The organism is Bradyrhizobium sp. ma5, from assembly GCF_042258955.1.
GTDB lineage: Bacteria > Pseudomonadota > Alphaproteobacteria > Rhizobiales > Xanthobacteraceae > Bradyrhizobium.
In genome coordinates, this window is record NZ_CP170156.1 from 5,444,662 (window position 1) to 5,469,013 (window position 24,352).

17 protein-coding genes are annotated in these 24,352 nt (G+C 60.7%); 6 read left to right on the forward strand and 11 right to left on the reverse strand.

Annotated elements, in window-relative coordinates:
* Positions 1 to 449: 449 nt before the first annotated feature.
* From ACE103_RS25435 to ACE103_RS25450, 4 genes are all read right to left on the reverse strand, one after another.
* Positions 450 to 1,139, reverse strand: coding sequence for a hypothetical protein (locus tag ACE103_RS25435; protein ID WP_375775326.1), 690 nt, complete (start codon positions 1,137 to 1,139; stop codon positions 450 to 452).
* A gap of 150 nt (positions 1,140 to 1,289) precedes the next feature.
* Entirely contained in the window at positions 1,290 to 1,973 is a 684-nt protein-coding gene (locus ACE103_RS25440; protein ID WP_375775327.1) for a MarC family protein, read from the reverse strand.
* A gap of 307 nt (positions 1,974 to 2,280) precedes the next feature.
* The gene (locus tag ACE103_RS25445) at positions 2,281 to 2,457 is read right to left on the reverse strand and encodes a hypothetical protein (RefSeq protein WP_375775328.1); all 177 of its coding nucleotides are present in this window, start codon (positions 2,455 to 2,457) and stop codon (positions 2,281 to 2,283) included.
* Between the two features lie 689 nt (positions 2,458 to 3,146).
* The gene (locus tag ACE103_RS25450) at positions 3,147 to 3,992 is read right to left on the reverse strand and encodes an alpha/beta fold hydrolase (RefSeq protein ID WP_375775329.1); all 846 of its coding nucleotides are present in this window, start codon (positions 3,990 to 3,992) and stop codon (positions 3,147 to 3,149) included.
* Between ACE103_RS25450 and ACE103_RS25455 the strand changes: the two genes are divergently transcribed.
* From ACE103_RS25455 to ACE103_RS25465, 3 genes are read left to right on the forward strand one after another with little or no spacing between them, the layout of a single operon-like run.
* Positions 3,919 to 4,566, forward strand: a complete 648-nt coding sequence (locus ACE103_RS25455; protein ID WP_375775330.1) for a CoA transferase subunit A — start codon at positions 3,919 to 3,921, stop codon at positions 4,564 to 4,566. The two genes, ACE103_RS25450 and ACE103_RS25455, sit on opposite strands and share 74 nt — an antisense overlap.
* Before the next feature lie 3 nt (positions 4,567 to 4,569).
* Entirely contained in the window at positions 4,570 to 5,220 is a 651-nt protein-coding gene (locus ACE103_RS25460) for a 3-oxoacid CoA-transferase subunit B (protein WP_375775331.1), read from the forward strand.
* 18 nt (positions 5,221 to 5,238) lie between these two features.
* A complete protein-coding gene (locus ACE103_RS25465; protein WP_375775332.1) occupies positions 5,239 to 5,697 on the forward strand; it encodes a MaoC family dehydratase in 459 nt (152 codons plus the stop codon).
* Between the two features lie 16 nt (positions 5,698 to 5,713).
* On the opposite strand, the gene fabI is transcribed toward ACE103_RS25465, so the two are convergent.
* Genes fabI through ACE103_RS25485 form a run of 4 tightly spaced genes read right to left on the reverse strand, consistent with a single transcriptional unit; the run spans position 5,714 to position 10,924 of the window.
* Positions 5,714 to 6,505 (reverse strand): enoyl-ACP reductase FabI, encoded by a 792-nt coding sequence (fabI, locus tag ACE103_RS25470; protein ID WP_375775333.1) that lies wholly within the window; start codon positions 6,503 to 6,505, stop codon positions 5,714 to 5,716.
* Positions 6,502 to 7,716, reverse strand: coding sequence for an acetate/propionate family kinase (locus tag ACE103_RS25475; protein ID WP_375775334.1), 1,215 nt, complete (start codon positions 7,714 to 7,716; stop codon positions 6,502 to 6,504). The genes fabI and ACE103_RS25475 overlap by 4 nt, the downstream gene beginning before the upstream one ends.
* Positions 7,717 to 7,721: 5 nt before the next feature.
* The gene (locus ACE103_RS25480) at positions 7,722 to 8,687 is read right to left on the reverse strand and encodes a phosphate acetyltransferase (protein ID WP_375775335.1); all 966 of its coding nucleotides are present in this window, start codon (positions 8,685 to 8,687) and stop codon (positions 7,722 to 7,724) included.
* Between the two features lie 26 nt (positions 8,688 to 8,713).
* Positions 8,714 to 10,924, reverse strand: a complete 2,211-nt coding sequence (locus ACE103_RS25485; protein WP_375775336.1) for a DUF3141 domain-containing protein — start codon at positions 10,922 to 10,924, stop codon at positions 8,714 to 8,716.
* A 115-nt stretch (positions 10,925 to 11,039) separates the two neighbouring features.
* Here ACE103_RS25485 and ACE103_RS25490 point away from each other — a divergent pair, with 115 nt between their 5' ends.
* Positions 11,040 to 11,558: a GNAT family N-acetyltransferase gene (locus tag ACE103_RS25490; RefSeq protein ID WP_375775337.1), complete on the forward strand. Its 519-nt coding sequence runs from the start codon at positions 11,040 to 11,042 to the stop codon at positions 11,556 to 11,558.
* 364 nt (positions 11,559 to 11,922) lie between these two features.
* Positions 11,923 to 12,219, forward strand: coding sequence for a DUF1330 domain-containing protein (locus tag ACE103_RS25495; protein WP_375775338.1), 297 nt, complete (start codon positions 11,923 to 11,925; stop codon positions 12,217 to 12,219).
* 386 nt (positions 12,220 to 12,605) lie between these two features.
* On the opposite strand, the gene ACE103_RS25500 is transcribed toward ACE103_RS25495, so the two are convergent.
* Both ACE103_RS25500 and ACE103_RS25505 read right to left on the reverse strand, forming a co-directional pair.
* The gene (locus ACE103_RS25500; protein WP_375775339.1) at positions 12,606 to 12,788 is read right to left on the reverse strand and encodes a hypothetical protein; all 183 of its coding nucleotides are present in this window, start codon (positions 12,786 to 12,788) and stop codon (positions 12,606 to 12,608) included.
* 493 nt (positions 12,789 to 13,281) lie between these two features.
* The gene (locus ACE103_RS25505) at positions 13,282 to 13,686 is read right to left on the reverse strand and encodes a hypothetical protein (RefSeq protein ID WP_375775340.1); all 405 of its coding nucleotides are present in this window, start codon (positions 13,684 to 13,686) and stop codon (positions 13,282 to 13,284) included.
* Between the two features lie 490 nt (positions 13,687 to 14,176).
* Here ACE103_RS25505 and ACE103_RS25510 point away from each other — a divergent pair, with 490 nt between their 5' ends.
* Positions 14,177 to 14,317, forward strand: a complete 141-nt coding sequence (locus ACE103_RS25510; protein WP_375775341.1) for a hypothetical protein — start codon at positions 14,177 to 14,179, stop codon at positions 14,315 to 14,317.
* A gap of 290 nt (positions 14,318 to 14,607) precedes the next feature.
* Here ACE103_RS25510 and ACE103_RS25515 read toward each other — a convergent pair whose 3' ends face one another.
* Complete coding sequence (locus tag ACE103_RS25515; RefSeq protein WP_375775342.1) at positions 14,608 to 23,544, reverse strand: Ig-like domain-containing protein; 8,937 nt, start codon at positions 23,542 to 23,544, stop codon at positions 14,608 to 14,610.
* Positions 23,545 to 24,352 lie beyond the last annotated feature (808 nt).

Consider the following 24,352-nt stretch of genomic DNA (forward strand, 5'->3'; position numbering starts at 1 on the left):
TTGGTGCGCGTCAGATGCAGCCCGCCTTCGCCCCTTGGGCTTCGGCGCGGCAGTCTTCGCTCGCTTCGCTACGATGGAGTTTTGCTGGCTTGCCTAGCCGTAGCTCGCGAAGCGAGCGAAGGCTGGTGGGGGAGGCAGAAGTAGGACTCCCCAGGTTTGCCAATAAGTTACGGAAAGGTGCGGGTAATTCTACGCCTTTGAATCTTAAAATGAATTTTGAGCGACGCCCGCACCTGAAAACTAAGCTGGAACTACGATTTGGATGGACCGCGGACCAATCGCTTTAAGCACCTTGGCCCCGTTCAAGGGATTTAATTTCGTTTGGGACGGGGACAAACGCTCCAGGCTTCCACGCAATTAACGGTGCGCAATCGCTTGCATAGGGCCCGCTCGCAAGTGCCTTCTAACGAGGCATAATGTGAGTGCTCCACTTACCTGCGTATCGACGCCTAGCTTTTCTTTCCGCCGCTGCCAGCCAACGATGGACTTCCCTCTTTCGACACGGTGTCCGAAGCTCCCTTGTCACACCTCGAGGAGCCTTTGATCGCTTGCGCCGTTGACGTACGGATGATCCGATCGAAGGGATTACGCACGATGACCTTGAGCGCTGCGAGATCGTCTTTATTCAAGTAAGACATCTTGCCCGGTGGGGTCGTCACCATCTTGCCAATCGTCGAGGGGGAAATCCCGTGCTTGGCCATCAACCGCGCCAGCTTGATCGTGTCGCGAATGGTCTCGTTATCTTCGTTGCCGTGCTCGTTGGAGACGGAATGAACGCCAATCCTCGCGCCCGGCGACACATAGCGTTTCCTGCTTGTCAGAAAAATGAATGCGCAGGCTGAGTCGCATTCTCCGGAAACGTAGGTTGTGAGCTGCCGTCGATATGCAAGCATGGCAATCTGGAAGCCCTCATCGAGTGAGCCGCCGCCTGAGTCGAGATCGACCCCACGGACGCGCCTCTCCGTGCCCACAAACCCGCGAAAGCGGACGAAATCGCCGGGCCCGATGTCGCCGCTCAGCTTTAGGACATCTCCCGTGCAATCGGGCACTCGCACGATGTCCATCGCAAGACAGCCGGTTGACATCAGCAGCATCGCGGCGCTCAGTCCGGCTTTGGCCGCTTCTACGATCCGAGCCATGCCAATCCAACCGATCCTGGCGACGCAGGTATTACCCTGATTGACGCTAAGCCATCGACGGCTGTCAGCGTGATCGGAGGAGCGGACATGACGCTTGACTTAGGTCAACCGCGCGGCTGCCGTTCTCAACCGGGATTGATCGACGGGAAATCAGATGGTCAGCCCCACGACGGCGATCGATCGCGCGACCTCCGTGACACCAATGACGATGATCTGCACGCCGATGCAAAGCAGGAGGAACGCAGACAACCGTGTCACCACGCTGGTTCCTTCCTCGCCGAATAGTCGCGCCATCGCACTCGACTTGCGATACGCATGGTAGATTGCAGCCGTCACGACGGATGCGATGAGGAACGAGACGACGTACGACGAAAAGCGGCCGTCCAGGTCTGACGGTCGGGCGGTCCCGATGGCGATTGCCGTCGCAATCGTCCCCGGTCCGGTCGTCAGCGGGATAGTCAGCGGAAAGAAGGCCATCTTCTGGACAGTCTCAAAGCCGACCGTCGACGTCGCGTGGGTCCCGATTGCCGCGGGCGCGGCATGAAGCATCGACCATCCGGTCGCAGCAACCACGAGGCCCCCCGCGATGCGCAGCGCCGGCATGGTGATGCCGAAGAAATTTAGTATCTGGGTGCCGAGAAACAGCGATGTCAGCAGAACGCAGAATGCGTAAGCAGCGACTCGCAGAGCAATCCCGGCGCGCTCCGCCTCCGACAGTCCCATCGTCCTGTCGAGGAAGATGAAGGCCAAGCCATAAGGATTGATTATCGAGAAGAGCGCACCAAAGCCGAACAGGAATTCACCGATCCATCGCGATGCCAGAAGATCCGTCATGCCGCTGTGACCATCGCCCGATCAATTGCCCGCCGGGGATGACCACCGGCGTTCGATCGATACACACGATACCAGGCTAGTCGAGCCATCTTAATCCAAGCTAGCGAAGGGGTTCATCGGTAGCGGGCCTTGCTAGCAGGAAATGACCTGTCAAATTCTACTTTTCAGGAAATGCCGCGCGACTTCAGATCAGTCCAGCTCGGTCTTTGACCGGCGTAAGGGCGTGCTCATCTATGCGAGTTTCGCCATGACGCTGCATATAGTGCCGCCTGGATCACATGGTCCGATTTTGGCAACGACAAATCACCTAGTCGCGGTTACGTTTGGGCCGATCCAGGCGGAGCCTCTGCGCTCTCATGCGCTTCATTTCTTCGTCGAGCACGCTCATTTTCTCCGCATGGCGCTCGTCCTTCGATTTTGGTTTGTCGCTATTGCGTAACTTTTCGAGCGCTCTCTCGACCGAGAGCTTTGGGGTTTCGGCCATTGGTCCTCCGAAGCAATCTAATCGTCGTCCAAGGCGGCTGGCGGCGGTGTTACCGGGGTGGAACGAACTCCCTTTGCTTGCGGCATTTGGACAACGATCTGGGTGCCGCGTTACGCTCCTCTTCTCCCAAAAAGTAATCGGCAACGGTTTACGCCCTCCTCGCCCCGATAATCGGCTTACTGACAGAGGTGCTGGCGGCCATCCTCCCCGCGGAAATACGTGCCAGGTTGACATACAAAGCCCTGACCGTTGGATGGATAGTGATAATATCCGTAAGCGCCGGCCGCCGCTGCTGCACCAACAGCCGCGCTGCCGTAAACAGCCCTTCGCGTCTGACGGCGGCCAACACCCGCAACGCTCACGGGCGTCAGGGGACGGCCTACCCGGGCTTGTACGCTATCGACAGATATTGACAGGCCGCGTTGTTCCGACCAGTCGAAGGACAACAGCATGGCACATCCGAAAACGCACGTCGCCAATGCAACTCTCTTCGCATTTATCTTCATAAGTTGTTCTCCGATCCGACGTTCCCAACGAGGCAGGTTTGAACCCATGGGCTCGTGAACCATTGACCTGGATCAAGCTTTGCGAAAATACGATGTGGAGCGTCTCACCCCACAAGCGCAAGACGTTGCCACGCATATGCGTCACAATCGGTGGTCTTTCAAACCGCCAAACCACGCGCCAAACTAGCCGGCGTAGAGCGGCGGCTTTTCCAGGTTCATCGAGTGGCCGACGCCCGGCACGATCACCAAGCGGCAGTTCGGCATCGGCGCCTCCATGGTCCGCAAATCATCGGGCGCGATCCAGCCGTCGCGCTCGCCCCAGACCACGAGATGGGGATGCCGGATTTCGGACATCCGCCGCTCGAGCTCGCGGTTTTCCCGCTCGCGTGTGAGATTGACCGGAGTGCCGATCCAAACTCCCTCGGAGACGCCAAACGTCTGATCCAAAATCCGCTCGAACAGGGCCTGGATCGCGCCTAGCCCCTCGCGGAACACCGGCATGGCACCGGGCCCAATGCTGTCCGGAAGAAACAAAGATGATGCGGCCGTCGCCGTCATCGCGCGCGTGACCTCGCGGCTCGCCATCATTGCGCGGAATAGCCCGATCTGCTCAGCGCTGAATGCGAGTCCAAGTGGCGTCACGGGATCGAGCGCAAATACCTGGCCAAACCGCTCCGGCTGCATCAGCAGCATGCGCGCTGCGATGATGCCACCGGTGGAATGAGTCGCGAGATGACAGAACGGGATTTGGAGCGCGTCGAGGGCCGCCAGCATATCGAGCGCATGTTGCTGCATCGAGCAATTGGTATAGCCAACTGTTGCTGGCGAACTTTGGGATTGATCGTCACGCAGACGACGAATGACGCGGGCATTGACCCAGATCAACGTGAGGACCACGCCAACCGACAGTGTTTGCTGAAACATTCCGCCTCGGATCGATTGCCGGAGCCCAGTCATGAAGGCCGTATCCGCCGAAGAAGCTGTTGCGATGATCCCGAACAACGCGCGCATCATGGTCGGCGGCTTCATGGGCGTGGGCACGCCGGAGCGCTTGCTTGACGAACTAGTCCGACAGAACAAATCGGGCCTCTTGCTGATCAGCAACGATGCGGCAACGCCCGGCAAGGGTGTCGGAAAACTGTTCGAAGGCTCGCAGGTGTCGGGCATGATCAGCACCCATATCGGGCTGAATCCGACGGCGCAGAAGCAAATGCTGGGTAAACAGATCACGGTCGACCTGATTCCGCAGGGCACCTTCGTTGAACGCATCCGCGCAGGCGGCTGCGGTCTTGGCGGCGTCCTGACCCCCACCGGCGTCGGTACGCTGGTCGAGGAAGGCAAACAGAAGATCGAAGTCGACGGCAGGCCCTATCTGCTGGAGACCGCACTACGCGCCGATTTCGCGCTCGTACACGCCTTCCTAGCCGACTACGCAGGCAACCTGTCCTATGCTCTCACCGCGCGGAATTTCAATCCGGTAATGGCGATGGCGGCCAACACCGTAATCGTGACCGCCGAACATATCGTTCCGGTCGGTGTCATTGCTCCCGATCACGTCGTCACACCAGGACCATTGGTCGACTATCTCGTCGCGAACGGGTGAGCCATGGATGCCCAAACCATCATCGCGCGCCGTGTGGCGAAGGAACTACGCCCCGGTAACCTCGTCAATCTCGGCATCGGGATTCCGACCTTGGTTGCGAACTACGTTCCCGCTGAGCTCAGGGTGTTCTTCCAGTCCGAGAACGGCTTGATCGGCACCGGCCCTATTCCCGAACAAGGTATGGCCCATCCGCTCTTGACCGATGCTGGCGGCAATCCGATCAGCGCGCTGCCCGGCGCGGCCACCTTCGATAGCGCAATGTCGTTCGGCCTGATCCGTGGCGGCCATGTCGACATCACGGTGCTGGGCGGCCTGCAGGTCGACGCCGCCGGCCATCTCGCCAACTGGATGATCCCGGGCAAGATGGTGCCGGGCATGGGCGGTGCCATGGATCTCGTCAGCGGCGCCAAGCGCGTTATCGTCGCCATGCAGCATGCGGCAAAGGGAAAGTCGAAGATCGTCGCCAAGTGCAACTTGCCTCTGACATCCGCGCGCTCCGTCGATCTGGTAGTAACCGATATCGCCGTAATCGCGTTCCCGGGCGGCAAGGCGACCCTTCTGGAAACGGCGCCAGGAGTGACCGTCGCCGAGGTCCTGGCGGTGACAGGCGCCGAGCTCGCAATTCCCGATGCTGTTCCGGAAATGATCCTCTGAAGGGAGCAAGCCGACGCCATGCGGATTTTCAACGGCTTTGAGGAGCTCAAGGTAGCGGTAGGCACCGAAATCGGCGTCAGTGAATGGCTCGACGTAACGCAGGAGCGCATTAGCAAATTCGCGGATGCCACTTGCGACGAGCAGTGGATTCATGTCGATCAAGAGCGCGCGAAGGTCGAAATGCCCGGAGGCATGACGATCGCGCATGGCCTTCTGTCGCTCAGCTTGACACCGATGTTCATCCGCTCGGTAATGGGCCTGAAAGGACTGAAGAACACGCTCAATTACGGGGCGGATCGGATCCGATATCTAGCGCCGGTCCCGGCCGGATCAAGGCTGCGCGGTCGCGTCAGCATTGTCGAGGCCGTCGACGTGCCGCCGAACGGGCTGAGGGTCAGCTACCGCGTAGCGATCGAGATGGAGGGCGGCACGCGCCCAGCCTGCGTCGCCGACGTCATCGGCCTGCATTACCGCTAGCCGGACCTTCCGTGCTCTAATCGATGATGTGATAACCCCCATCGACATAGAGTACGTCTCCCGTGATCAGCTTTGCGCCGTCAAGAGCAAGGAACGCTGTAGCCTTGCCGACGTCGTCGATACTGACGAGGCTGCGCGTCGGCGCCTGCGACTGCGCCTTGTCCATCAGTTCGTCGAATTCCGGAATGCCGGATGCTGCGCGCGTGGCAAGTGGCCCCGGCGAGATGGCATGGACCCGAATGCCCTTCGGTCCGAGCTCGGCGGCGATGTAGCGCACCGCCGCCTCCAGCGCCGCCTTCGCGACGCCCATGACATTGTAATTCTTCACCACCATCTGGCTGCCGTAGTAGGTCATCGTGAATATCGTGCCGCCGTTCTTCATCAGCGGTTCGGCGAGATGGGCCATGCGCATGAACGACCAGCAGGACACATCCATGGTCTTCTGGAAGCCCGCCCGATCGACGTCGACCACACGGCCGTGCAAGGCTTCTTTCGGTGAGAACGCGATCGAGTGAAGCAGGAAATCGAGCTGCCCCCACTCCTTTCCGATCCGCTCGAAGACTTTTTCGGTCTCGCCTTCGGCCATCACGTCGAGCGGCATGAAGATCGGCGATTCCAGCGCCTTGGCGAGCGGTTCGACGTGCTTCCTGGCCTTCTCGTTCAGATAGGTTACAGCGAGCTCGGCACCGAGCGCGCGAAACGCCTTGGCACAGCCCCAGGCGATCGATTGGTCATTGGCTATGCCGACGATCAAGCCTTTCTTGCCTTTCAGCGCGACATTGGTCTCGGGATAAACCGGGATGTTCATGACACTCTCTCGCGTTTTGGATTTGGCGATGGCTGGTTCATGAGCAGCGTCAGCGTATGCTGCGCGATCATCAGTTCCTCGTCGGTCGGCACGATGTAGACGGGGATTCGACTGTCCGATCGAGATATCCTGGTGGCATGCCGTGCGTTCTCGACTGGATCGAGCTCGATCCCGAGCCATGCCAGCCGTTCCGAGATGCGGGCACGGATCGAAACCGAGTTTTCGCCGATCCCCGCGGTGAAGACGAAGCCGTCTAGCCCCTCCAGCGCCGCCGCCAGCATACCGGCGTTGAGGCCAACGCGATAAATGAAATAGTCGATCGCAAATACAGCCCGCGGGTCGGCGCTGTTCTCAAGCTCGCGCATGTCGTTGCTGACGCCGGACAGACCTTTCAGGCCGCAATCGCGGTACAGGAAGTCCTGTACCTTGGGCGCGGACATTCCCTTCTCGCTGAGCAGATACAGGACGACACCGGGATCGATCTGGCCGGGCCGCGTTCCCATCGCGAGGCCATCGAGCGCCGTGAATCCCATCGTGCTCTCGACACTCTTCCCTGCCCGCATCGCACACATTGAGGCGCCGCTGCCGAGATGAGCGACGATCACACGGCCGATCGCAACCTCCGGCGCCACCTGCGGCAGCCGCTTGGCCACATATTCGTAGGACAGGCCGTGGAAGCCGTAGCGGCGGACGCCTTCGGCGTACAGTTGGAGCGGAATGGCATAATGGTCCGCCAGCGGATCATGATCGCGGTGGAACGCCGTATCGAAGCAGGCCACCTGCGGCAGGGCCGGAAAATTGGCTAGCAAGGATTTAATGGGCGCCAGATTGTGTGGCTGGTGCAGCGGCGCCAGCGGCGCGTAGCGTTCCAGCCGCGACACGACCACGGGGTCGATCAGCACCGGGTGCCCGTAATCCGGGCCGCCGTGAACAACCCGGTGGCCGACGGCCACAGGGTTGATGTTGAGTTCGTCTCTCAGCCAGGCGCGCGCGACCGACATGGCGGCAGGAACGTCGGCAACTGCTTCGATCGGATAGGCCCGGTCGACCAGCGGTTCGCCGCTGGGGCCGCCGGCACGCATCCGTGGCCGGTTGCCGATGCCATCGATCTGGCCCTTCAGCTGCCGCGCCAGCCGGCCCTCGCCGTCCACCGCGAAGACCTGGAACTTCACGCTGGATGAGCCGGCATTGACGACGAGGATCGTATCCATGGTAATCACGCGGCGGCGATGGGAGCACCACGACGCCGGGCCGCCGCGTACAGGCAGGCCACCGCAGCGGATGCCATCCGTGATCGCGCCGAATCGGCGCGCGACGTCAGCACGACCGGCACCCGTGCGCCGAGCACGATGCCGGCGCCATCCGCCTTGGCGAAATAGGCCAGGTTCTTCGCCAGCATGTTGCCTGACTCGAGGTCGGGCACGACCAGGATCTGCGCCCGGCCGGCGACCTCGGACCTGATGCCCTTGATACGCGCCGCCTCCATGTCGATCGCATTGTCGAAGGCAAGCGGACCATCGAGCAGCGCGCCCGTGATCTGCTTGCGGTCCGCCATCTTGCAGAGCGCCGCCGCTTCAATCGTCGACGGAATCTTTGCCGTCACTGTCTCGACTGCCGACAGGATCGCCACCCGAGGTGTCGTGCCGAAGCCGGCCTGATTGTAGAGGTCGACGGCATTCTGGATGATATCGCGCTTGTCGTCGAGGTCGGGGAAGATGTTGATGGCGGCATCGGTGACGAACACCGTTTCGGTGTAGGCCGGCACGTCCATCACGAACACGTGGCTGATGCGCCGGTCGGTGCGTAGCCCGCCGACCTTTGCCGTCACACTGCGCATTAGTTCATCGGTGTGGAGGCTGCCCTTCATCAGGACTTCGCCTTGACCCTCATGAATCAACTCGACGCCCCTGGCCGCGGCAGCAGCTTCAGTTGGCGGCGTATCGACGACCTCATAGCCGGCAATATCAATATTGTGCTTCACCGCGGTATCTCGGATCCGCCCAGCCGGACCAACGAGAATCGGCTTGATGATGCCAGCCTCGGCGGATTCGATCGCACCTCGCAGTGAGCTCTCATCGCAGGGATGCACGACGATCGTGGATACCGACGGAACGCCTTTCGCGGCGATGATGAGACGATCGTATTTTGATCCCGGCTGGGCTTGGTTCGGTCCGGTTGCCATGACACCCACTACTCCGCTCCGAATTGCTATAACGCCCGGGCCTTCGGATCGAAGGGGACGGTGTTGTTATGACCGTCGAGCCCGAACAGCTCGGCGACCTGGTTCAATCGCCTGGCCACCTCGCCGGATATCTCCGCGCTTGCCGACAGCACGTCCTGAATGACGGCAAACGCTCTGCGGCGCTCGTCCATGTTGTCCGGCAGGAGCTTTGGAATGGCCGCCAGTGCGGTCTCTCGATTGAGCAGCAGCATGAAGAATTGCTCGCGGACCAGCATCTTAAATTCCGCGAGTGTCACGCGCGCGGCCTCATCGGCTTGGCGAAGCCGCCGCAGCGCCTCGAGACTGCGCTCGTCCACCATGCCCCGGGCCGATCCGACATAAAGCAAGGCCCGAATGCCGGCCTCTCGCATACCGCCGGACCTGATCCGGGATGTCAGCTCCGCAATGCGAGCTTGCAAGAGCTCTCGATGCTTTGGCTCCATGTCGCGGCGTTGGGAGGGGGTCGACTGCGGATCAACCCCGACCGCGGCCTGCAACGTCGGCGAGCCGTAAATGGCGAGGAACATCGCCTCGCTCAGCGCCTCCTGCGAGTCGCGCCACTGATCGAGCGAACTGACGATCTGCTTCGATACCCGCTCCTGGAACGCCAGGAAGGGATTGTCCTTGGCCACCGGCTTGCGCGCTTCGCGAGCCTTGTCCGCGGCGTTCTCCACCATCTTCATCCAGGGGTTCTCGCTGCTGAACGCCTCGTATTGCAGGCGGAGCGGATGCCAGTTGCGCATCATCTCCGCCATCTGTGGCGTCACCATCGATTTGATCCATGGCTGCACGAATTTCTGATAGGCGGCGAGATTCATTTCGGAGACACGCTTGGCAGTCTCGAACCGCCGCTCATCTTCGGGCGAATTTCCACCCATCGCACGAATGTCTTCGAGCGTGCGGGCCTCGCAGCGCATCACCCACTGCCCAACCGCAAGCTCATCATTGAGCGTGACGGATCCCCTCGCCTCGAACGTCGCCTCGTAAAGGCCGGGAGGCAGCACGTCGATTAAATCGATGTTGCTCGAGAATTCCGCATGCTCTTTCTTGGCGACGCCGCCGGAAACAAAAATGCCGAGATGACCGACCGTCTCGTGGACCGTGTAGACGATGGTCTGCCCATGCGCCCTGATCTCGTCGACATCCGCATAGAGATCCAAAATCCAGTTCAGCGCCTGCTGCGGAGGCGTGATGTTGTCACCCTTTGAGCAGAACACCACGATCGGCGAACGAATATTACGCAGATCGACTGGGGTCCCGTCGGACATCTTGACGCGCCCCGCGGCCAAGTTGTTGCCGATGAAGAGTTCATCGACAATGAACTGGATCTCCTCGGCATTAAGGTTGACGTGCCCGCCCCACCACCGTTCGAATTCGAGATAGCGATCCGCCTCCGTATCGACCTTGGAGTAGACATTGTACTGCTTGGTCCACAATGTATTCGATGGATTCTGATTTTCGAAGTTCTGCACCAGCCAGGCACCGTCGAACTTACCGGCACCGAGGTCACTGGAGAGCGCGGTCAGCCAGCTTCCGCCAAGCAGTCCGCCGGAGTAGCGCATCGGATACTTGCCGTGGACGCCGGCCCAATAAGCGAGCGGCGCGCCCGCCACAATTACTGGCCCGAACAGCTCCGGCCGTAATGAGGCCAGGATCATGATCGCCCATCCGGCCTGGCAGTTGCCGATCACGCACGGTTTGCCATCAGCCTCCGGATGCCGCTCGATGACCTTTTCAATGAAGATGGCTTCGGCGCGCGCAATGCGCTCGATGGTCTGGCCCGGCATTGGCTCAGGCAGGAAGCCGATGAAATAGCAGGGATGGCCTGCCTTCATCGCAACGCCGATCTCACTGTCGGCCTTGAAGCCGCCGATCCCCGGTCCATGACCCGCACGCGGGTCGACGACAATGAACGGCCGGCGGTCGCGGTCGATTTCCACGCCCTTGGGCGGGATGATGCGCACCAACGCATAATTGACGGGCTGCTCGAGCGTGCGGCCGTCCAGGATGAGCTCAGCCGCGTAGCTCAGGACATGGGGCGCCGTCTGTGCAACATGCTCACGATACTGATCGCCGCGTTGGCGCAAAATATCCAGAAGCAGCACGCTACGCTGGCCGGCATCTACCATGTACTCCACGGCCTTGGCGACGACCCCTGACATTGGGCCGCCCGGGAGTTGCGGATTGTCCAGCGACATCGTTTCGATCCTTCCGCCAACGCCCCGATTGAAAACATCTGCGCGCCTGGATTGTTGACTTAGGTCAAGCCATGAGCGCGGCCGTGCGCCCTTCTGGCGCCGGGAGGACAGGTTGATGCCTGTGCCTGAGAATTATGCAGCGAGCGAAAGTCTGCGCGACGGCCGGGGCGTCAAGATCCGCTTGTTACGGGCCGACGACCAGCAAGATATGTTGGCTGCGATCGGCCGCACGAGCAGCCAGTCGCTGCAACGCCGCTTCTTCGGTCCCAAGCGAAGCTTCTCGAAGAGGGAGGTCGATTTCTTCATGAACATCGATTTCGCCAGTCACGTCGCCTTGATTGCGCTTGCCGATGAAGACGACCACGAGGTGATCATCGGCGGCGGCCGCTACGTTGTCACGGACCAAGGAATGGCCGAGATCGCCTTCGTGACTATCGACGACTATCAGGGACAGGGCGTTGCCACTTTGCTCATGCGCCACCTCATCATTCTGGCGCACGCGGCCTTGCTCAAGCAGCTCGTCGCCGATGTCCTGCCCGAGAACACGGCGATGCGGAAGGTTTTCGCCAAATTTGGCTTTCAGGTCCGCCGCGGAAAGGATCCGCAGGTCATTTGCCTGGCGCTACCCTTGTGATGGCGGTGGAATTCTCCGCCCCGCACTTCGAGGTGGAAGATTACTGGTCGGAACGATCCGCCATCGCCTTGGAGGAATCTGTCATGAAGAAATTGCCTGCATTTTTTTGTGATCGCTAGTTCAGAGGCGCTCGTCCGGGAGCTCGACCATCAGGGCGTCGCCGATACACTTGTGGACCTCAGGTTTGAGGCGCTCGAATTAGCCAAGGTCGCAATTTGCGCGGCGGACGGCATCGTGGTCCCGTTCCGTAGGCCGTGGATGGCCGAAGGAGATCGCATCCGGTCTTTTGATCTAAGTCAAGACACTGCAAACGCCAATCGGCCGCATTGCGGTTGGGCGTGAGCCACAGTTTAAGGAGGTTGATTTGCCCGCATTTTTGATTGTGGAGCATCAGATCACCGATGCCGCGAAATTCGATGAATACAGGGTTGCCGTAGGCCCAATGATTGCGAAGCATGGAGGCCGCTACCTCACCAAGGGCGGAAGCCACAAATTTCCCGAGGGTGGTCACTGGCTTCCCGAGCGGGTCGTAATCATCGAATTTCCTAGCATGGACGCGCTGAACGCTTGGTACACATCGCCTGAGTACCAACCGCTCATAGCGCTCCGAAAGTCGTGCACCAGCAAACTGGATATGCTGATTACGCTTGAAGGAATATAGTCGGTTTGCCGTGCAGCCAGCGCTGTGAACATCAACACCGGATAGGGAATTGAACTTGAACGACGACATTTCAGGAGGCGCATTATGCGAATTGTATTGGCCGCTGGATTGCTTGGGTTCATCTTATCAACGACATTGAGCGCTCAAGGGCAGAGCGCAAAAGCGAAACCAAAAGCTCAAGTGCAAGGACAGATGATATGTAATTCGGGAGGGTGCCGGCCAGTCAAACCCGGCTGCAAAGTCGAAGCCCATCGAAACGTCGGACAAGTAGAGGTCTGCAGTAATTCTGGACCGAGACCCCTGTATTAGTGCTTAGCACTAGCAGGTCAGCGCGATCGAGGCTCCCATCTGTAAAGGTGGGCCATTCAAGTGCGAAGCAAGTAAGCCTATCCGGTGCCCATCTTGGGCGGTACATCCACCGCCCGAATGTTTGAGCCGCGCTTGCCGCAAACCGTGCAGATGAACCGCGGCTCGACATTGGAAATGCGCACGTCGTCAGGCCATCGCGACGTGTCCATCTGGACGTTGTGCGAGCACCGGTAGTCTTTGCAGAAGACGATGATGCGCATAGCGCCGGTTTCGCGTAGTTGGCCGAATGTAATCTTGATTGGATAGTCTTGCATGGGCGCGATTACAGCGCCCGCTGAGGCCCGCTGCAATCCCACGACAGATAGCGCGTCGGCGCTGTTTTCAGCGCAAGAGGTCGGTCAAGCCGCGGTGCACCGGAGCGCATGCGGTCGCCTTGGAACGGCCTCGGCGCACCACCTGGGGGTAGCAGGCCCAACAGCCCCGGAGCCGTTCTCCGGCGGCCCATCCGAGCGCTATGCACGGTACTGGGTAAAAGTGGCAACAAGAAACTGCGCCAGCGGACTACACTCCACAAGGTCCCAGCTTTCCCGTCTCAAATCTAGCCCGTTTGGGTGATGAGCCTCGCGTCACCTGCCGGTATGTGAACGACAACGTGCATAACTGCATGATTCGGAGACGACGGTATGGAAGACTCGGACTTGCTTTGCACGGCGTGCGACGTCCCGCGGCGTTCAATCTACGCTGAGCCGCTTACTACAAGCTATGAAGCACTGGTTCTGCAGTGCCCACATTGCCGATCTGTGATGCGTTTGGCTGCCCCGAGATCGAAGCAGCGCAAGACAAATAAGCAGACATGAATACGATCATCAGCCGGGTCATTCCGGCGCTGATAACCCATGCCCTTTCGAGGCGGGCGCCTACGCCAGAACCACAGATGGAGTCGTTTCGATCATCGGTGGGGGTGAAGATGGCTACATGGTCGCGCGGATCACGCGAGCCGAGGAAGCCTTCTATCGCGTCGATGAGTTGTCCCGGTGGGCACCGCAGTTCGGTGAAGGTGTTGTTGAGGCCGGCAATGACGAATGCGTTACGGGCATCGTTGTTGAAGCTGGCGACAGAACTTCGCTGGTCAAATGGCCGGGCTTCGTCCGTTCGCAAACCTGGCTCAACTCCGACCTTAAGCCAGCTTGGACGAACTGAATGTCTGCTACTTACACGCCCCGCTCGTGCGATTTAGCGCGAGCGGATTTTATTTTTCAGAGGAGTCAATTTTGACGTCACCCGTAGCTGCCAACGACAATCGGAAGCCGGCCAAGCTGCTTCGATATCGCGAGCGAACGCGACCTCGTCAATATCGTAGAGGGCGCGATCGTCATAACGACCACCCGAGACCATTTGCCGGGTCACGAGCAGGCGCAGGAGGGCTGAGTATGGCTAGGGGCCGAAAGACTGAAGCATTGCTCCAACGGATGGCGGCCGGCTAGCGTCGCATGCTGGCAGAGCGCAAAAAGCGCATGGGCCGCACGATCAACAAGTAGGTGGTCGCGATGAGCAACGGCGATCTGAAGGAACTCGAGGACGTTCTTTACCCTACCGTGGGGCGCCTCGAGATCGTTGGCGAGTGATCAGTAGCGATCGGGGCAAAGCCATGAGCTGGTACGACACTGCTGCCGGATACATCGACCAGATCCACGTCAGACTGCTGGCCGACGCCACCTATGAGGATCGGGTAAAGGCCCTCCAGGAGGGCTACCCGTTCCCAGATGCGCAGCGCATGAGGATCGGGTAAAGGCCCTCCAGGAGGGCTACCCGTTCCCAGATGCGCAGCGGCTGGGCCTAGAAGGCGTGGCTGAAGGCCCGCCGCACCTACCTGAGCAGCAAGTACGATACCAAGGCGCACCGCTCGAAGGGCGACAAGCAGATCAATTTTGACGAGATGCTTTCGCCGCTCGACCGAGCCAAGGCGAAGGCTCTCAAGCAGCCGACCAGGGAGCGCGCCTATTGCCTTACGGATGCGACAGAGATTGTAGTGCCCTGCCGCGGAAATCGACTTCTAGCCAATGCTAGATGTGCCGCTCCTCACAACAAATGAAAGTCTGACGCAAGAAGTTGTGCCGACTTCACTCCCGTTAAGGTAAGCGTGTCGTTTGCGTCGAGAGTTATTACGGCAGTTCCACCAACGTCGTGAGTATGTGCCAGCACATCCTGGGCACTCGAAAAAAGACCGTGAGCGAATTCGATGAAGTCCGACGTCACACTAAAATCTTTTATAATTTCCTTTCCAAATCCAGCATTGAAGACGAACGTGTCGCTGCCGCCGCCTCCGGTCAGACTGTCGTTAGACCGACCGATCAAAACGTCGTTCCCAGTACCGCCATTTAAGCTCAGATTTGCACTGGGGCTGTAGAGCGCGACCCCCGCGGAAGATCCCACATTTCCGGATGCATCTTTCGCAACCTCGCTAAATGTGTGAACGGCCCCGCCTGTCACATTTGTTTGGAAGACCCAGTGTCCGTTTGCGTCAGACAAAACCGTGCCAAGCAGTGTTTTTCCGTCGAGAATTTGAACGCTGCTATTTGCTTCTGAAGTTCCCGTCAACGTCGTGAGATTGTTCGAAATGTTCGGTGTAATGTTTACAATTGCCGGCACCGGCGCCTTCGTGTCGACGTTGAAGGCTAGCGCACTGCTCGCCACCCCGGTGTTGCCCGCCGCATCGGTGGCGGTCGCCGTCAGGCTGTGGCTGCCGTCGGCAAGATGACCCAGCGTGAAGCTCCAGGTCCCCCCGTGGCTAGCCACCGCAGTGCCGAGCATTGTGCTCCCGTCATAGACGGTCACGGTGCTATCGGCCTCCGCCGAGCCCGTCAGCTTCTGCGTCGCCGTGTCGTTAGCTGCGTTGACATAGCCGTTGACGATCGACGCATCGGCCAGGCCAGTCGGTGCAACCGGCGGATGGGTATCGACCTTGAATGCCAGCACACTGCTCGCGACACTGGTATTACCCGCCGCATCCGTCGCCGTCGCGGTCAGGCTGTGGCTGCTACCATCGGCCAGCGCCCCGAGTGCGAAGCTCCAGGCGCCGGTGGTGGCGTCGGCAGCCGCCGTGCCGAGCTTTGTAGCTCCGTCATAGACCGTGACGGTGCTGCCGGCCTCTGCCGAGCCCGTCAGCTTCTGCGTTGCCGTGTCGTTGGCTGCATTGACATAGCCATTGACGATCGAGGCATCGGCCAAACCAGTCGGTGCAACCGGTGCCTGCGTGTCCACGTTGAACGCCAACGCGCTACTCGCTATCCCGGTGTTGCCCGCCGCATCGGTGGCAGTCGCCGTCAGGCTGTGGCTGCCGTCGGCAAGGTGGCCCAGTGTGAAGTTCCAGGCGCCGGTGGTGGCGTCGGCAGCCGCCGTGCCGAGCTTTGTAGCTCCGTCATAGACCGTGACGGTGCTGCCGGCCTCTGCCGAGCCCGTCAGCTTCTGCGTCGCCGTGTCGTTGGCCGCGTTGACATAGCCGTTGGCGATCGACGCATCGGCCAGACCGGTCGGTGCAACCGGCGCCTGCGTGTCGACGTTGAAGGCTAGCGCACTGCTCGCCACCCCGGTGTTGCCCGCCGCATCGGTGGCGGTCGCCGTCAGGCTGTGGCTGCCGTCGGCAAGATGACCCAGCGTGAAGCTCCAGGCGCCGGTGGTGGCATCGGCGGCCACCGTTCCGAGCAAAGTGCTCCCGTCATAGACCGTGACGGTGCTGCCGGCCTCTGCCGAGCCCGTCAGCTTCTGCGTCGCCGTGTCGTTGGCTGCGTTGACATAGCCGTTGGCGATCGACGCATCGGCCAGGCCGGTCGGTGCGACCGGCGCCTGCGTGTCGACGTTGAAGGCTAGCGCACTGCTCGCCACCCCGGTGTTGCCCGCCGCATCGGTGGCGGTCGCCGTCAGGCTGTGGCTGCCGTCGGCAAGATGACCCAGCGTGAAGCTCCAGGCGCCGGTGGTGGCATCGGCGGCCACCGTTCCGAGCAAAGTGCTCCCGTCATAGACCGTGACGGTGCTGCCGGCCTCTGCCGAGCCCGTCAGCTTCTGCGTCGCCGTGTCGTTGGCTGCGTTGACATAGCCGTTAGCGATCGACGCATCGGCCAGGCCGGTCGGTGCGACCGGCGCCTGCGTGTCGACGTTGAAGGCTAGCGCACTGCTCGCCACCCCGGTGTTGCCCGCCGCATCGGTGGCGGTCGCCGTCAGGCTGTGGCTGCCGTCGGCAAGATGACCCAGCGTGAAGCTCCAGGCGCCGGTGGTGGCATCGGCGGCCACCGTTCCGAGCAAAGTGCTCCCGTCATAGACCGTGACGGTGCTGCCGGCCTCTGCCGAGCCCGTCAGCTTCTGCGTCGCCGTGTCGTTGGCTGCGTTGACATAGCCGTTGGCGATCGACGCATCGGCCAGGCCAGTCGGTGCGACCGGCGCCTGCGTGTCGACGTTGAAGGCTAGCGCACTGCTCGCCACCCCGGTGTTGCCCGCCGCATCGGTGGCGGTCGCCCTCAGGCTGTGGCTGCCGTCGGCAAGATGACCCAGCGTGAAGCTCCAGGCGCCGGTGGTGGCGTCGGCAGCCGCCGTGCCGAGCAAAGTGCTCCCGTCATAGACCGTGACGGTGCTGCCGGCCTCTGCCGAGCCCGTCAGCTTCTGCGTCGCCGTGTCGTTGGCCGCGTTGACATAGCCGCTGGCGATCGACGCATCGGCCAGGCCGGTCGGTGCGACCGGCGCCTGCGTGTCGACGTTGAAGGCTAGCGCACTGCTCGCCACCCCGGTGTTGCCCGCCGCATCGGTGGCGGTCGCCGTCAGGCTGTGGCTGCCGTCGGCAAGATGACCCAGCGTGAAGCTCCAGGCGCCGGTGGTGGCATCGGCGGCCACCGTTCCGAGCAAAGTGCTCCCGTCATAGACCGTGACGGTGCTGCCGGCCTCTGCCGAGCCCGTCAGCTTCTGCGTCGCCGTGTCGTTGGCTGCGTTGACATAGCCGTTGGCGATCGACGCATCGGCCAGGCCGGTCGGTGCGACCGGCGCCTGCGTGTCGACGTTGAAGGCTAGCGCACTGCTCGCCACCCCGGTGTTGCCCGCCGCATCGGTGGCGGTCGCCGTCAGGCTGTGGCTGCCGTCGGCAAGATGACCCAGCGTGAAGCTCCAGGCGCCGGTGGTGGCGTCGGCAGCCGCCGTGCCGAGCAAAGTGCTCCCGTCATAGACCGTGACGGTGCTGCCGGCCTCTGCCGAGCCCGTCAGCTTCTGCGTCGCCGTGTCGTTGGCCGCGTTGACATAGCCGCTGGCGATCGACGCATCGGCCAGGCCGGTCGGTGCGACCGGCGCCTGCGTGTCGACGTTGAAGGCTAGCGCACTGCTCGCCACCCCGGTGTTGCCCGCCGCATCGGTGGCGGTCGCCGTCAGGCTGTGGCTGCCGTCGGCAAGATGACCCAGCGTGAAGCTCCAGGCGCCGGTGGTGGCATCGGCGGCCACCGTTCCGAGCAAAGTGCTCCCGTCATAGACCGTGACGGTGCTGCCGGCCTCTGCCGAGCCCGTCAGCTTCTGCGTCGCCGTGTCGTTGGCTGCGTTGACATAGCCGTTGGCGATCGACGCATCGGCCAGGCCGGTCGGTGCGACCGGCGCCTGCGTGTCGACGTTGAAGGCTAGCGCACTGCTCGCCACCCCGGTGTTGCCCGCCGCATCGGTGGCGGTCGCCGTCAGGCTGTGGCTGCCGTCGGCAAGATGACCCAGCGTGAAGCTCCAGGCGCCGGTGGTGGCGTCGGCAGCCGCCGTGCCGAGCAAAGTGCTCCCGTCATAGACCGTGACGGTGCTGCCGGCCTCTGCCGAGCCCGTCAGCTTCTGCGTAGCCGTGTCGTTGGCCGCGTTGACATAGCCGCTGGCGATCGACGCATCGGCCAGGCCGGTCGGTGCGACCGGCGCCTGCGTGTCGACGTTGAAGGCTAGCGCACTGCTCGCCACCCCGGTGTTGCCCGCCGCATCGGTGGCGGTCGCCGTCAGGCTGTGGCTGCCGTCGGCAAGATGACCCAGCGTGAAGCTCCAGGCGCCGGTGGTGGCATCGGCGGCCACCGTTCCGAGCAAAGTGCTCCCGTCATAGACCGTGACGGTGCTGCCGGCCTCTGCCGAGCCCGTCAGCTTCTGCGTCGCCGTGTCGTTGGCTGCGTTGACATAGCCGTTGGCGATCGACGCATCGGCCAGGCCGGTCGGTGCGACCGGCGCCTGCGTGTCGACGTTGAAGGCTAGCGCACTGCTCGCCACCCCGGTGTTGCCCGCCGCATCGGTGGCGGTCGCCGTCAGGCTGTGGCTGCCGTCGGCAAGATGACCCAGCGTGAAGCTCCAGGCGCCGGTGGTGGCGTCGGCAGCCGCCGTGCCGAGCTTTGTAGCTCCGTCATAGACCGTGACGGTGCTGGCGGCCTCTGCCGAGCCCGTCAGCTTCTGCGTCGCCGTGTCGTTGGCCGCGTTGACATAGCCGTTAGCGATCGACGCATCGGCCAGGCCGGTCGGTGCGACCGGCGCCTGCGTGTCGACGTTGAAGGCTAGCGCACTGCTCGCCACCCCGGTGTTGCCCGCCGCATCGGTGGCGGTCGCCGTCAGGCTGTGGCTGCCGTCGGCAAGATGACCCAGCGTGAAGCTCCAGGCGCCGGTGGTGGCATCGGCGGCCACCGTTCCGAGCAAAGTGCTCCCGTCATAGACCGTGACGGTGCTGCCGGCCTCTGCCGAGCCCGTCAGCTTCTGCGTCGCCGTGTCGTTGGCCGCGTTGACATAGCCGCTGGCGATCGACGCATCGGCCAGGCCGGTCGGTGCGACCGGCGCCTGCGTGTCGACGTTGAAGGCTAGCGCACTGCTCGCCACCCCGGTGTTGCCCGCCGCATCGGTGGCGGTCGCCGTCAGGCTGTGGCTGCCGTCGGCAAGATGACCCAGCGTGAAGCTCCAGGCGCCGGTGGTGGCATCGGCGGCCGCCGTGCCGAGCTTTGTAGCTCCGTCATAGACCGTGACGGTGCTGCCGGCCTCTGCCGAGCCCGTCAGCTTCTGCGTTGCCGTGTCGTTGGCTGCATTGACATAGCCATTGACGATCGAGGCATCGGCCAAACCAGTCGGTGCAACCGGTGCCTGCGTGTCCACGTTGAACGCCAACGCGCTACTCGCTATCCCGGTGTTGCCCGCCGCATCGGTGGCGGTCGCCGTCAGGCTGTGGCTGCCGTCGGCAAGATGACCCAGCGTGAAGCTCCAGGCGCCGGTGGTGGCGTCGGCAGCCGCCGTGCCGAGCAAAGTGCTCCCGTCATAGACCGTGACGGTGCTGCCGGCCTCTGCCGAGCCCGTCAGCTTCTGCGTCGCCGTGTCGTTGGCTGCGTTGACATAGCCGCTGGCGATCGACGCATCGGCCAGGCCGGTCGGTGCGACCGGCGCCTGCGTGTCGACGTTGAAGGCTAGCGCACTGCTCGCCACGCTCGCGTTGCCGATGCTGTCCGAGGCAGTGGCTGTCAAACTGTGGCTGCCGTCGGCAAGATGACCCAGCGTGAAGCTCCAGGCGCCGGTGGTGGCATCGGCGGCCACCGTTCCGAGCAAAGTGCTCCCGTCATAGACCGTGACGGTGCTGCCGGCTTCCGCCGAGCCCGTCAGCTTCTGCGTTGCCGTGTCGTTGGCTGCGTTGACATAGCCGCTGGCGATCGACGCATCGGCCAGGCCGGTCGGTGCGACCGGCGCCTGCGTGTCGACGTTGAAGGCTAGCGCACTGCTCGCCACCCCGGTGTTGCCCGCCGCATCGGTGGCGGTCGCCGTCAGGCTGTGGCTGCCGTCGGCAAGATGACCCAGCGTGAAGCTCCAGGCGCCGGTGGTGGCATCGGCGGCCACCGTTCCGAGCAAAGTGCTCCCGTCATAGACCGTGACGGTGCTGCCGGCTTCCGCCGAGCCCGTCAGCTTCTGCGTCGCCGTGTCGTTGGCTGCGTTGACATAGCCGCTGGCGATCGAGGCATCAGCTAGGCTAGTTGGCGCGACCGGCGCCCGAGTATCCACGGTGAACGCGAGCGCGGCGCTCGCCACCCCGGTATTACCCGCCGCATCGGTGGCGGTTGCCGTCAGGCTGTGGCTGCTGCCGTCGGCGAGAGAGCCTAAAGTAAAGCTCCAGTTGCCAGACCCGTCCGCCGTAGCTGTTCCAAGATTGCTCTGGCCATCGTAGATCGTGACGATAGCATTGGCCTCGGCTCTCCCTGTCAACACCTGACTTGAAGTGTCATGCGCGCTGTTGACGTAACCATTGATTACTGCGGAGTCTGAAACAGATGTCGGCGCTGACGGGGCTCTTGTATCAAGCGTGAAATTGAGAGACACAATCCGTGTGTAGCCGCCAGAATTTGTTTCGCTTGCTGTCACAGCATGAGAGCCATCTGCCAGCCCGGTCGGCAGATAAGACCAATGCCCGGATGAGTCAGCAATTATGGGCTGAGAGACAGTCGCACCGTCGATCGTAACCGTAACTGTCGCATTTGGATCTCCACTCCCCGCAACAGCCGGATTCGACGTGTATCGATCGGTGGAGGACAGTCCCGTATCGCTGGCCAAGGCGAACCCAAGAGATGGATAAGGCGATGTATAGGTACCGGTTGAATCTTTAAGTATCTCGACGGAAGTGAAGCCGAAGATCTGGTCGCGTTGAGCTTGGCTAAAATTGAACCCTGACGCGACGATCGTATCGGTGCCAAGCCCACCCTGGATCGACAATGCGGTGGTCGCATCGTGCACCGTGAACGTGGTCCCTGCAGCGTTGGTGCTCGTGACAGCAAGGTTACTGACACTGGTATGACTAAGATCGAGCGCCGCGTCCGATGTCGTGAGAATGGTATTCGACCCATTCCCATAAAATTGCAGAACGCCTGCAGCTGCCGAGCTGTTGATCTTGATCGTCTCGTTGCTGCCGTAAGCATAGACATAGTCGTTCGAAAAAGAGTTCGACGTCAGATCATAGTTGGAACCGTAGAGATAAATGTACTGAGCGACGCCTGTGAACGCATCCGTCGCATTCCAGCTGGTGTTCGACTGACTATAGACGGAGTTACCATATGAGCTTTGGTTGTTGATCGTTACAGTTCCGCTGCCGAGATAGACACCACTAGACCCAGCAACCTCGTTCACGTTGAGGGACTGCGATCCAAGATAAACATACGCTGTGGATCCAGAGCTATTGTTTACGCTAACGGTCGAAATGCCCGTGAATTGCGCCAATTGATCAATGCGGAATGTGCCCGAACCCAGCAGATTGAGCGTGTCTGAACCACCGCCGCCATTTAAACTGTCACCACTGTTCAATGTTCCGGCTAGTGTGTTGAACGTGTCGTTGCCGGACGTACCAACGATAGAGTCATTCGAGGTTGTGAGGTAAATAGTATGTGGACTTGCTGCTGGCGCAGTGTAGGTACCGGTTGAATCTTTAAGTACCTCGACGGAAGTGAAGCCGAAGGTCTGGTCGCGTTGGGCTTGGCTAAAATTGAACCCTGACGCGACGATCGTATCGGTGCCAGGCCCACCCTGGATCGACAATGCGGTGGTCGCATCGCGCACCGTGAACGTGGTCCCTGCAGCGTTGGTGCTCGTGATAGTAAGATTACTGACACTGGTATGACTAAGATCGAGCGCCGCGTCCGATGTCGTGAGAATGGTGCTTGACCCATTCCCATAAAATTGCAGAACGCCTGCAGCTGCCGAGCTGTTGATCTTGATCGTCTCGTTGCTGCCGTAAGCATAGACATAGTCGCTCGAAAAAGAGTTCGACGTCAGATCATAGTTGGAACCGTAGAGATAAATGTACTGAGCGACGCCTGTGAACGCATCCGTCGCATTCCAGCTGGTGTTCGACTGACTATAGACGGAGTTACCATATGAGCTTTGGTTGTTGATCGTTACAGTTCCGCTGCCGAGATAGACACCACTAGACCCAGCAACCTCGTTCACGTTGAGGGACTGCGATCCAAGATAAACATACGCTGTGGATCCAGAGCTATTGTTTACGCTGACGGTCGAAATGCCCGTGAATTGCGCCAATTGATCAATGCGGAATGTGCCCGAACCCAGCAGACTGAGTGTGTCTGAACCACCGCCGCCATTTAAACTGTCACCACTGTTCAATGTTCCGGCTAGTGTGTTGAACGTGTCGTTGCCGGACGTACCAACGATAGAGTCATTCGAGGTTGTGAGATAAATAGTGTGCGGACTTGACGTGGGCGTATAGGTACCCGTTGAATCTTTAAGTACCTCGACGGAAGTGAAGCCGAAGATCTGGTCGCGTTGAGCTTGGCTAAAATTGAACCCTGACGCGACGATCGTATCGGTGCCAGGCCCACCCTGGATCGACAATGCGGTGGTCGCATCGTGCACCGTGAACGTGGTCCCTGCAGCGTTGGTGCTCGTGACAGCAAGGTTACTGACACTGGTATGACTAAGATCGAGCGCCGCGTCCGATGTCGTGAGAATGGTATTCGACCCATTCCCATAAAATTGCAGAACGCCTGCAGCTGCCGAGCTGTTGATCTTGATCGTCTCGTTGCTGCCGTAAGCATAGACATAGTCGTTCGAAAAAGAGTTCGACGTCAGATCATAGTTGGAACCGTAGAGATAAATGTACTGAGCGACGCCTGTGAATGCATCCGTCGCATTCCAGCTGGTGTTCGACTGACTATAGACGGAGTTACCATATGAGCTTTGGTTGTTGATCGTTACAGTTCCGCTGCCGAGATAGACACCACTAGGCCCAGCAATCTCGTTCACGTTGAGGGACTGCGATCCAAGATAAACATACGCTGTGGATCCAGAGCTATTGTTTACGCTAACGGTCGAAATGCCCGTGAATTGCGCCAATTGATCAATGCGGAATGTGCCCGAACCCAGCAGATTGAGCGTGTCTGAACCACCGCCGCCATTTAAACTGTCACCAGGATTCAGCGTGGATGCCGTTGTATTGAAGGTATCAGCACCGCTCGTACCCACGATGGTGTCGTTCGATGTTGTGAGGTTGTAGATTGCCATGACACCCTCCGATGATGAGAACTCAAGCATCGTCGCTTAGCTGAAGGCCGCGCCGACGGCGCTCAACTACCAACACCTAGCAAACGAGCTCGCGCGAGCGCGAACGACGCGGCACCGATCACCCTTCGACTATTCGTTCTGGGACGTGACTTGAGATTGCCGAAGCAACGATAAAAACTGGATTGCAATTGAAATCGAAATAAGAACGAACTACCAACTGCCCCACAAAAGAGATGATCACTCAATTCCCTGGGTCAATATTGCTGATTATGACTGCGTGAGAGTTCGGCTGTCAATTCTGACTGCCATTTTTTCGCGATCTCCTAGATAGGCGCGAGATTGACTTACCGACTTCAGTTGCAAAGCGATGTGCAGACCTGAAACGAACAATGCCACTCGGTAAAACAAGGTGGGATGTGTTGCTTCAGTCGTCGGGAGGCTTCAGCACAAACCCGTCCCCCCCACAGGACGATGTCATGTCTTTGATCCCCGTATGACTCCGGTACCTCCAAAGAGCAGATGGCCGTTGAGACGAATCCAAGGCCAAGCAGCTTTATTGTCATCAGCCTCGCTCGGATCGCTTCGGTGGGCGACTGCCTCGGCTCAAACGCGCGACCCGCAACCTGTCCTTCCGACCTTGATCACACGGAGTACGATCGTCCAGCCGTCAAAATCCGCTACTGGAGCTAGCAAGGTGAGTTAGCTCCGCAAGCGAGCGAGCTATTTGCGCCACTCTAGCCCAATTGAGTGCTCGGCCAACCCGGCCGTGGGCCGTGGGCGGTCGAGCCAACGCATCCCTCGCTGTGCA

Bases quoted from the DNA above. Each gene is read 5' to 3' on its own strand.
- ACE103_RS25440 (WP_375775327.1), bottom strand. From the start codon at position 1,973: ATGACGGATCTTCTGGCATCGCGATGGATCGGTGAATTCCTGTTCGGC.
- ACE103_RS25450 (WP_375775329.1), bottom strand. From the start codon at position 3,992: ATGAAGCCGCCGACCATGATGCGCGCGTTGTTCGGGATCATCGCAACA.
- ACE103_RS25465 (WP_375775332.1), top strand. From the start codon at position 5,239: ATGCGGATTTTCAACGGCTTTGAGGAGCTCAAGGTAGCGGTAGGCACC.
- ACE103_RS25510 (WP_375775341.1), top strand. From the start codon at position 14,177: ATGAGCTGGTACGACACTGCTGCCGGATACATCGACCAGATCCACGTC.
- ACE103_RS25490 (WP_375775337.1), top strand. From the start codon at position 11,040: ATGCCTGTGCCTGAGAATTATGCAGCGAGCGAAAGTCTGCGCGACGGC.
- ACE103_RS25500 (WP_375775339.1), bottom strand. From the start codon at position 12,788: ATGCGCATCATCGTCTTCTGCAAAGACTACCGGTGCTCGCACAACGTC.
- ACE103_RS25435 (WP_375775326.1), bottom strand. From the start codon at position 1,139: ATGGCTCGGATCGTAGAAGCGGCCAAAGCCGGACTGAGCGCCGCGATG.
- ACE103_RS25460 (WP_375775331.1), top strand. From the start codon at position 4,570: ATGGATGCCCAAACCATCATCGCGCGCCGTGTGGCGAAGGAACTACGC.
- ACE103_RS25480 (WP_375775335.1), bottom strand. From the start codon at position 8,687: ATGGCAACCGGACCGAACCAAGCCCAGCCGGGATCAAAATACGATCGT.
- ACE103_RS25485 (WP_375775336.1), bottom strand. From the start codon at position 10,924: ATGTCGCTGGACAATCCGCAACTCCCGGGCGGCCCAATGTCAGGGGTC.
- ACE103_RS25475 (WP_375775334.1), bottom strand. From the start codon at position 7,716: ATGGATACGATCCTCGTCGTCAATGCCGGCTCATCCAGCGTGAAGTTC.
- ACE103_RS25445 (WP_375775328.1), bottom strand. From the start codon at position 2,457: ATGGCCGAAACCCCAAAGCTCTCGGTCGAGAGAGCGCTCGAAAAGTTA.
- ACE103_RS25515 (WP_375775342.1), bottom strand. From the start codon at position 23,544: ATGGCAATCTACAACCTCACAACATCGAACGACACCATCGTGGGTACG.
- fabI (WP_375775333.1), bottom strand. From the start codon at position 6,505: ATGAACATCCCGGTTTATCCCGAGACCAATGTCGCGCTGAAAGGCAAG.
- ACE103_RS25455 (WP_375775330.1), top strand. From the start codon at position 3,919: ATGAAGGCCGTATCCGCCGAAGAAGCTGTTGCGATGATCCCGAACAAC.